Origin of the sequence: Gillisia lutea (assembly GCF_021568705.1) — a bacterium.
Classification (GTDB): Bacteria; Bacteroidota; Bacteroidia; order Flavobacteriales; family Flavobacteriaceae; genus Gillisia; species Gillisia lutea.
In genome coordinates, this window is the sequence record NZ_JAKGTH010000010.1 from 183,916 (window position 1) to 194,315 (window position 10,400).

4 protein-coding genes are annotated in these 10,400 nt (G+C 38.0%); 1 reads left to right on the forward strand and 3 read right to left on the reverse strand.

The window, feature by feature from the left end; all coding sequences use genetic code 11:
• Positions 1 to 19: 19 nt before the first annotated feature.
• Positions 20 to 1,207: a pyridoxal phosphate-dependent aminotransferase gene (locus tag L1I30_RS11905; RefSeq protein ID WP_236134517.1), complete on the reverse strand. Its 1,188-nt coding sequence runs from the start codon at positions 1,205 to 1,207 to the stop codon at positions 20 to 22.
• Between the two features lie 25 nt (positions 1,208 to 1,232).
• Positions 1,233 to 2,339: a fatty acid desaturase family protein gene (locus L1I30_RS11910; RefSeq protein WP_236134518.1), complete on the reverse strand. Its 1,107-nt coding sequence runs from the start codon at positions 2,337 to 2,339 to the stop codon at positions 1,233 to 1,235.
• 107 nt (positions 2,340 to 2,446) lie between these two features.
• On the opposite strand from L1I30_RS11910, the gene rsmG reads away from it, so the two are divergent.
• Complete coding sequence (rsmG, locus tag L1I30_RS11915) at positions 2,447 to 3,076, forward strand: 16S rRNA (guanine(527)-N(7))-methyltransferase RsmG (protein WP_236134519.1); 630 nt, start codon at positions 2,447 to 2,449, stop codon at positions 3,074 to 3,076.
• An 85-nt stretch (positions 3,077 to 3,161) separates the two neighbouring features.
• On the opposite strand, the gene L1I30_RS11920 is transcribed toward rsmG, so the two are convergent.
• A partial coding sequence (locus L1I30_RS11920) for a DUF8693 domain-containing protein (protein WP_308444067.1) occupies positions 3,162 to 10,400 on the reverse strand: 7,239 nt, incomplete at its 5' end.

Below are 10,400 nucleotides of genomic sequence, written 5' to 3' on the forward strand. Positions count from 1 at the left end.
TTGAAGAAAGAAGTTCTTTCTAAGAAACTGCAGCCTTAATTCTTTTAAGCGCTTCTTTAATTTGATCTTCACTTGCAGCATAAGATAGCCTAATACAATTAGGGTTTCCAAAAGCATCTCCCGTTACTGTAGCTACTAGAGCCTCTTCTAATAAGAACATAGAAAAATCTGTAGCATTATTAATTTTATGCCCTTTTAATGTTTTTCCAAAGAAATGTGAAACATCAGGAAATACATAAAAAGCTCCTTCAGGTTCTGTTGTTTTAAAACCTTCGATTTCATCTAATAAAGAAATAACTAATTTTCTACGCTCCTTGAACTTGTCAATCATGAATTTGATACTACTTACCGGAGCTTCTAATGCAGTAATAACAGCGCGCTGTGCAATACAATTGGCACCACTGGTAATTTGACCTTGCATTTTATTACAGGCACGAGCGATCCAATCTGGAGCACCTATATATCCAATTCTCCAACCCGTCATTGCGAAAGCTTTCGAAACTCCATTTACTGTGATGGTCCTATCATACATGTCATCAAATTCAGCCATAGAGGCATGACCTCCAACAAAATTGATATGCTCGTAGATCTCATCGCTCACTACAATGATATTAGGGTATTTCACCAGTACATCAGCAAGTGCTCGTAGTTCTTCTTTACTGTAAACCATGCCACTTGGGTTACAAGGAGAACTATACCAGATCATTTTCGTTTTTGGAGTTATAGCAGCTTCCAATTGAGCCGGTGTGATCTTGAAATTGCTTTCAACCGATGTTGGAACTTCTACCGGAACACCTTCTGCAAGTTTTACGATTTCAGCATAACTTACCCAGTAAGGACAAGGTAGTAATACTTCGTCTCCCGGATTTAACAAGACCATAGCGGCATTAGCTAAAGATTGTTTTGCTCCGGTTGAAACAACTATTTGAGATCTATTATAATCTAGGTGGTTATCTCTTTTAAATTTTTTAATGATGGCATCCTTTAACTCAACATATCCATCTACTGGAGAATAGGAATTATAATTATCATTAATGGCCTGAATGGCGGCGTCTTTAATGAAATCTGGGGTGTTAAAATCTGGCTCTCCCAAACTTAATCCAATAATGTCTTTTCCTTCTTCTTTTAACTCACGTGTTTTAGCTGCCATAGCTAAAGTTTGTGAAGTTGCCATACTGTTAATTCTGTCAGATAGTTGTTGATGCATGAAATAATTGTTGGTTAGATTAAACTTAAGATGAGATAGCTGGTTTTGCTCCCATTGCTTTTAAATGACTAAAGTGAGCGATAATTGCTTCACGAGTGGTTTTGAATTCGTTGTAAGGTAAGTTACATTCCTGTGCTGTTTGCTTAACAATTTCAGCAATCTTACTGTAATGAATGTGACTGATATTTGGGAAGATGTGGTGTTCTACCTGATGGTTCAAGCCACCAGTAAACCAATTCACTAATTTGTTTTTAGTTGCAAAATTTACCGTGGTAAAAAGTTGGTGAATTGCCCAGGTATTTTTCATAGATCCGGTATCATCAGGTAAAGGCATTTCTGTTTCCTTTACCACATGAGCAAGTTGAAATACGATACTTAGTATTAAGCCGGCCGTATAGTGCATTACAAAAAAACCTATTAGTATCTTCCACCATGATATCGATAAGATAAGCATAGGAATAACAATCCATATACTTATATAAATAAGCTTAGTAATGGCTATGATGCTCCATTGCTTTACAGGACTTGGTAATTTTCCATAAGACAACTTTCGTGACAAATAGCGTTTTGTTTGTTTGAAATCTGTGGTTAAAGCCCAGTTAAAAGTGAGCAACCCGTAAAGAAATACAGAATAATAATGCTGAAACTTGTGGAATCTAGACCATTCAGCATGTTCTGAGAATCTTATAATTCTACCCGCATCCAAATCTTCATCGTGACCGTGAATATTGGTGTAAGTGTGGTGCAGCACGTTATGTTGTACCTGCCAATTATAAACATTTCCTGCAAGCACATATATGGTTCCTCCCATAAATTTATTGATCCATTTCTTAGAAGAATAAGAACCATGATTACCATCATGCATGATATTCATTCCTACACCGGCCATTCCTGCACCCATAACGATGGTTAATAGCAACATCCACCATTGTGAAATATTCAAGCTCAGAATTAAAAAATATGGAGCAAGGAAAAGGGAGAACATCACTATTGTTTTAAGATGTAATTTCCAATTACCAGTCTTGGCCAGGTTGTTATCCTTGAAGTATTCGTTTACTCGCTTATTTAAGGTTCTAAAAAATTTTCCGGAATCTATTCGGGAAAAGCGAATTGTATCTTGATTTGTTAACATTTTTATTTTTCTTATTTCCAAAGGTAAAACTTTATATATTTTACATAAGCAAATTCGGTAAAATTAACGTGTCAATTTTAATTACTTTAGCAAAAAAAATAAACGCTTTGGAATTAATTAGAAAATACTTCCCGGAAATTTCAGCAGAACAAGCTCAGCAATTTGAATTAATGCAGGAATTGTACCATGATTGGAATCTTAAAATTAATGTAGTGTCGCGAAAGGATATTGATGAACTCTACCTGAGACATGTACTCCATTCTTTAGGAATTGCAAAAGTGCAGAAGTTTAGGCCTGGTTCTAAAATCCTTGATGTTGGTACGGGTGGAGGTTTTCCCGGCATACCTTTGGCAATTATGTTTCCAGAATCTCAATTCCATTTGGTAGATTCTATTGGGAAAAAGATAAAAGTAGTAGATGAAGTTGTGGCCGGACTCGGACTTAAAAATGTTACCACTACCAATTCTAGGGTAGAAGAAGTAGAAGGGACTTATGATTTTATTGTTAGTAGAGCAGTAGCAGCAATGCCAACTTTTGTGCATTGGGTGAAAGGTAAGATTGCGAAGGCAAATAATCACGAACTGAAAAATGGGATTTTATATTTGAAAGGCGGTGATCTTACCGAAGAACTAGAAAATTATAGAACTGCCAAAATTTATGATCTAGCCGATTTCTTTGACGAAGAATTTTATGAAACCAAAAAAGTGGTTCATCTTCCCATAAAATATAGAGGATAATTTTATCCAACCTGATATAACTGAAAATTAAGAAAGCCTGCTTATTAAACTATAAGCAGGCTTTTTTATGCTGAAAATAATCTATTTACCTCATAATAATTATAGGTTTCGACAGTGTGCCTGCTTCCGAAAAAACCTTGATTATATATACTGCAGAAGAATATGCCGGAACGGGTATGCGTTTTTTGTCTTCACTTGTCACTTCTTCAAATCTTTGGATTTCCTGACCTAATAGGTTGTATAAAATAACTTTTCTAATCTCATATTCATGAGGATTAAGTAACATGATCTCACTGTCATTATTTAAATAGATAACATCCATATCTCCTTCCGATAATTCTTCCCCATCTTCTTCCTCTTCTTCTGTAGGATCTGGTTCTCCTTTTGGGTCTTTAGGATTGAAGAATACTAAATGAAAACGCTTGTGTGTTCCTGTTCCACCGGTAAATTTAAAGTCGGCTCCTTTCAAGTCATGATACGTGTCTAAAATTGTATCTCTTATATAAAGGTTGGTTTCATCCGGTACATTTTCGAGTTCACTTATCTTGATGACGAATTCTCCTTCTTCCGCTAAAATAGCTCCAAGAGGTAAAACCTGCTCTTTTTCAAAATTAGATACTCCTTGAATTACGAATTCTTTGCCATCGATAACCCAATACATGTCTTCTTTGTTCAGATCATTTATAGGAGCATCGTAACCCAGGTCGAAGCCGTTGCTGGCATTTGGGTCGACTCCCACTAAAATTTCTCGGTTGTAACCCTGAGGAGATTTGAATTCAAGACGAATTTTAGGGAATTCCGTTGTTGCTTGCTTAATATTTTCTTTGGTTACTGTAGGATTCTGAATTAAGAAAATAGATTTAGCAGCAGATTCCCTTACAAAAGCTCTCTGACTATTTTTGAAAATGACATCTCCGCCTTCAACCGTGTAATTTCCTGAGAGATCTTGATCTAGTACTGTATTGACAAAGAATCCCTGAGCAACAGGAATATATTGCTGTGGTACTTTCGTTCCTTTACTGTCATTAGCATTTATTCTGGCATCGTTAGCAATAGCTTTTACCCCGCCAATAAGGTTGTAGGTAGCATAACCTCCAACATATTCAGCAAGGTTATGGGTTTTACCTGAGAAATGATCCCAAAAATAAAGAGCTCCATTGAAAATATTTTTAGTGTTATTTCCACCACTGTCTTTCAAATTATCTAAGATGAATTTTTTAGCGTCTATGGCAGAAGGGTATGGATTGCCTAGTAGATAATTTTGGTCTTTTGCAATTGTTAAAGTTATGTCTCCATTATTTGGTTTACCCCGATAAACATAATTCTGTCTATCGGCAATCGCTGCGATTCCTGATGAACCTTTCATAGTGTATCCTTCTCCTATGTTTAAGGTGCCGGTGCTTCCAACATGTTTCCATTCGCTATATTGGTTAGCATCCCCTCTAAATTTATATACCCAGTAATTACTTATTTTAATAGGAGTTGTCCGTTCGCCGTCGGCATATGTATGAGCACCACCAAATTTGATAGCCTCTGGTGTGGAAGAATTGGTACCATCTAACATAACGTCAGAAACGGTATAAGTATTACTAGAGGTGTTTTGGGTTACAACAGGAGACGACCAGTAGTTATAATTGAAGCTACTTTGTGTTCCTTGTTGGTCGCGCTCTATATAGCCAGAGCTTGTAGGCTCTAAAATACTTCCTTGAGTTTGCACTAATTGTGACTCTCCGGTAAGATCTATATTTCCATCTAGTTGTAAGTAGTGAGTTACCGTAAGTGCTTGCCCGGAATTTTCCTCATCTAAGCTTTCATTAGGATTTGCGATACTCAATTCTTTAGATTGAGATACTAAGCCTAGTAAGGTTATATCCCTTCCTCCAGAAGTAATATTATTTGAGATGCGCGCAATATTCCAATCTATATTTTCTGAATTCACTCCTTTAGCATTTGGATAATCCCAGACATTAGGATGAGCCCAAATATTACTATCACTCCAAGTTCCATCTTTAACTGAGAAGTAAGGTAATGGAGCAGTATTCTCTTGTACACTTTGAATATTTTTTAATTGACCGTTAACAGAATTAGAAGCAAGATCTACGGTATATCCGTTCTGAATCTCTGAAGGGATAAGTCTATAATAACCCTCCAAAGTATTCCATGTAATATCTCCAGGCACATCTAAAGGAATTTCTTCTCCTCTTATTTTGGACGCGTTTGCTTTTATGCGTTGATTCATCATGAAATGAATTTGCTCTTCTGTAAGTGCAGTGCTCCATAAGCGTACTTCTTCCATCCAACCGTGGAAATAATTTTTAGGAACCAGAACATTTGATGGATCATACATTGCACCTATAAGCATTGGAGCCGAAATATTTCCTGGTTTCACAGAAAGGTTATCCGACTTTACCTTGATACCATCTATATATATATTTATAAGACTTCCTTCTTGTACAGCAGCAATATGGTACCATCTGTTGGTTGTAATAGTTTGTGTTGTAAGTACAGTTCTATTATTCAATCTTAGAGCAGGTTTCCCATTGTTTAGAATAAGATCATATCCACCGGAAGGCAGGTCATTGAGATTTCTCTTAGATACAATGGTATTTATACCATTTAAGCTATGCGGTTTAACCCATGCTTCAATAGAAAATGTGTTATCACTATTGCGGAGGTTGTAGGTGTCTCCAAAATCGATATAGTCGTCTACTCCATCAAAATCTAATGTGCTACAATTGTCTGGAAGCTTTACTGTTAGTTCGTCTATAACGTCATCACATCCGGTAGCAGGGCTAACTGTCCAGCGAAGTGTATAAATAGTGTTTGCGACACCTTGAAAAGAACTGTTGTAATTACCTGCATCAGTAAAGGAGCCACCACCGCCACCTGTAGGTTCAATGATAGTCCAACTACCAGTGCCTAAAGCAGCATTAACCTGTTGGGCATTTAGAGAGGTGATAAATTTTCCGCACTCCGTTATTGTGATGTCATCCCCAGCATTGGCAATTATTTCTTCTGGTTGTGTGATGGTTAACGAGGTAGTTGTTGCTGTACAGGCGTTGCTATTAGTTACCACAAATGTGTAATTTCCGGCTGATATATCACTTACAGTGAGTACTCCTGTTGTATTGCTACTTTCATTAAATACTTCATCGCCTGTATTATTTAGCAAGCTAACCACATATTGCGGAGTTTCACCCTCGAGATGTCCACCCTCTATCTCAATACTAGCTGTTCCATCTTCACCTTCAAAACAGGTAGGTTGAGTAAAATTTGTGGAAATTATAGCTATAGGAGAAGGCTCTTCAATGCTTACGGTGGAAGAGGTAGTTGCACAACCTTTTGAGTCGGTCACGCTTACCGAATAGGTACCGGCAATTAGGTTAATTGCGGTCTCTGTGGTTTGTCCATCACTCCAAAGATAGTTGTATGGCCCAGTACCACTAGATACAATTACCTTAGCGCTTCCATTATTTCCTGAATTACATAAAGGTTCTGTTATTTCAATTCTATCTATTACCGGAGTGGGATTAATAGTGAAAACAACATCATCGGAAACAGGTGTACAGGGAGCATCAGGTTGTGAAGAAGTAAGCGTTAAACTTACTGTACCAGCGGTAATTTCCTGACTGCTTGGAGTGTATACTGCATCAAGGGTATTTCTATTAGGAGTAAAGGTTCCTGTGCCTCCAGTCCAGCTACCGGTGGTAATTGAACCGGATACGCTTCCTTGTAGCTGGATGTTTGCTGTTTCAGCACAAATAGTCTGATCGTCTCCTGCACTTACTATTGTTTCAGGAATAATTGTTACTTGAGTAGTTCCAGTCGTTGGAGTACATCCATATGCGTCACTAACACTAAGTGTATAGGTTCCGGAATTAGAAGCGGTAACATTTTCAAGAATTGGATTTTCTTCTGTCGAGACGATGGCCCCGGTATTATCTTTCCATTGGTAAGTGATGGGGGCTCGTCCTCCTTCGATATTAGCATATAATTCTAAGGTTCCACCAGAACATATAGCAGAGTTGTTTTGTGGGTCTATACTAAATACTATAGGTTCTAAAGTACCAAAAGATATATCATCCAAACCAAAATCATTACCACTTCTTATAGTTTCTAGATTGATGATTTCCAGCACAGCAGTAGTAGCATTACCTGAGTTCCAGAATGGGTTACTGTAAAACTGAATCCAGTTGTTTGTGTTCACTTGACTATCACTAGTTGGTTTAGGGGCATTTTTTAAATCGGCAATAGTACCAGTGGGTACTCCGTTCACTTGAAATTGTAATCTCGCCGGGCTGCCGGGGTTTAAGTTCATTCCCCATGCGCTAAAATAATAGTTGGTATTAGGTTGGATATTGTTGATGGTTTGTCTCCAAATAACTTTTCCAGATCCTGGATGCCCATTTACCATTAAAAACTTACCATTTCCAGTAGTATGGTCTTTACCATAAAAGTTATTATGGTAATTACGAGCATTAAAATCTACAGCATAATCTCCTTCGGGATAAAGGTCATTTCCAGGTCCGGTACGATTTCTATAATCTGTATAGAAACCTGTTGCACCTTGAGAGAAATCACCATTTGTTATTCTTTCATCAGATACGTTTATCGATCCTGTTCCGCTACAACCAAAACTATCTGTAACTGTAAGAGTATAAGTTTGAGCGATTTCAACGTCTATGCTACGAGAAGTTCCAATAGTTTTACCGGCAGATTGCCATACATATGTGGCATATTCATTATCAGAAATTAACTCAATAAATCTTGAGTCTCCACAATAATTGGCGGTAATAGAAACTACAGGAGGTTGACGAACAACAACTTCTACTGAAGCACTTCCCGGACATCCGGTTTTGGAATCGGTATAGGTTGCAGTATAAATTGTTGTTTCTAATGGCGTAACATTTGTAGGATTCTGAACTGTAGATGTAAAGCCTCCAACATCAGAGGTCCATACTACATCTGTACCCTTTGAACCTTCTCCTGTAACTTTTACATTATCTATAGCCATTAAATAACTGCCTGCAGGGGCATTATGTCTAAACCGTATGTAAAGATTTGGTTTTTCAACATAAGCGCTTAAATTTAATGTTACTGGTCTTAAAATGTAAGTGTTTGTGTTATTATCATAATAACCAAAACTGTAATTAACGGGCTGAATTAAGGCGGTCCAATTACTGCCATCAGTAGAAACCTCGAAATGTGCCGAATCTCCGTAAGATTCTCCTTTATCTAAATAGAGTATTGAAAATGCTAATTCTAGTGAGGTATATCCAAGGGTATTGATACTTGGGCTGCGTAAGCTTCTATTGACATTGTTCGATCCAGATCCATTATCAGACATGTAAAATCTGGAATTATCATCAGAGGTTACCATAAATCCTGATGAACTTGTGTATGTACTATTTCTTTGGGACCAGGCTGTTGTCCAGTTATTAGACGAGTTAAAATTTTGTGTTAATAGTGTACTTGGTAAGTTTGTTTGAAGTTCAGATGACGAAAAAAGATTAATACTGCTCCCCGGACAGATTTCAGCTTTTGAAGCGCTTACAGTAACATCGATAGAGGGTTGGACTGTCGCAACAACCGAATAAGTTTCGGTATTAGTACAGTTGTTTGATTTTAAGGTGTATACATATTCAATCCCAACATTCTGTGAGGTATTATTAATAAGGGTTTCATTAATAGCTCCTGTCCCAGAGGCAGCAGCATTACCTGCAATAGCAGCTCTTGTCCATGAAAAGACCGTTCCTGAAACATCACTTGTAGGAGTGAAATTAAAAGTTGCTCCTCCGCAAATTGTTGAGGAAGTATTGGTGTTCGTAAGCGTAGGAGTAGGGGTTACTTGTACAGTTACTGTTTGAATATTCTCGCATCCTTCCGGACTAACAAGTTTAAACTGGTAATTAACATTAACCGCGCTTTGTGTTGAAGCGTTTAAACGTAAAGTCTCATCTGGATTTCCTGAGCCCGAGCTAGGTGGATTACTAAGTCCAGTGATAGCTTCCCTACTCCAGGTAATAATAGTTCCTGGAACACTAGAGGTTGGACTGTAAGAAAATACTGAATTTCCGCAAATCCCCGCAGGATTTAAAGTGCTCGTAAGGTTGGGAGTTGGATTCTCTAAAACCGTAACAGGTTTTACTATTGTACAACCACTACCTGATGAGGCTTTAATATAATAGGTGCCGGGACCAACCGTTTTTGGATTAGGCAGACTTACAGAAGCATTTGCATCTTTCCAATAGGTGAGAGTTAAATTGCTACCAGAACCAGCAGTAATTGTTGGAGAAGTTAAATCTACACTTGCGGGAGAACATACCGTTGCGGGATTTGTTATCGTTAAAACGGGGGTAGGATTTACAGTAACAGTCACTTTAATAGGAGTTCCAGCACAATTATTAGCCATTGGAATTACCTGATATTTGATAGTGGCTGCTGAAGATGTAGTATTGGTTAGACTTTGTTCAATTTTATTTCCGCTACCATCAGATGCGCCGGTAATGCTGCCAGCAGGACTAATTTCAGAAACACTCCAAGAAAATGTAGTTCCAGACACCGATCCCGACAAACTAATATTCGTTTTTCCCTCAGAACAAATTGCTTGACTGGAAGGCGAGATTGTTACATTAGGGGTAGGGTTTACCGTGATTTTATATGTTACAGGAGTACCTATACAACCATTCGCCTTCGGAGTTATTTCTACCGTAGCACTTCCTGTTAATGCTGTAAAAGATGGAATCTGTGCTACGCCACTTTTATTGGAAAGTCCAATGGATGATCCTCCTTTTATATCATAGACCACTCCTGATGGAGAGCCTGTAAGAGCAATTGGTGCAGTTGTTTCTCCATTACAGTAGATCTGATTAGCTGGAGCGGTCAACTTAGGGTTTGGTTTAACCTCTATTTTAAAAGTTTCCTCTACCCCTGTACATCCATTTGCGGTAGGGGATATGGTAATGGTGGCGAAAATACTTTGAGTGCTTGTGTTGGTGGCAGTAAAGGAATCTACTCTATTTCTCCCACTAGCACCCAAACCAATACTGGTGTTATCATTTACCCAATCTCTTCTAGTGCCTGAAACTGAGGAGCCTCTTAATACTATCTCTGGCACGGTTTCCCCGGCACATACAACTATATCTGCTGGCTTAGTAATAGTAGGAGTTGGGTTAACAGTGATAGTGAAATCTATTACATCCCCCTCGCAAGCATTAGCTGCAGGTGTGATACTTACAGTTGTTATTACTGGATCGGTAGTGTTGTTAATGGCAGTGAAAGAACTAATATTTCCTGTACTGCTTGCTGCAAGTCCAATAGAAGT

Bases quoted from the DNA above. Each gene is read 5' to 3' on its own strand.
- L1I30_RS11905 (WP_236134517.1), bottom strand. From the start codon at position 1,207: ATGCATCAACAACTATCTGACAGAATTAACAGTATGGCAACTTCACAA.
- L1I30_RS11910 (WP_236134518.1), bottom strand. From the start codon at position 2,339: ATGTTAACAAATCAAGATACAATTCGCTTTTCCCGAATAGATTCCGGA.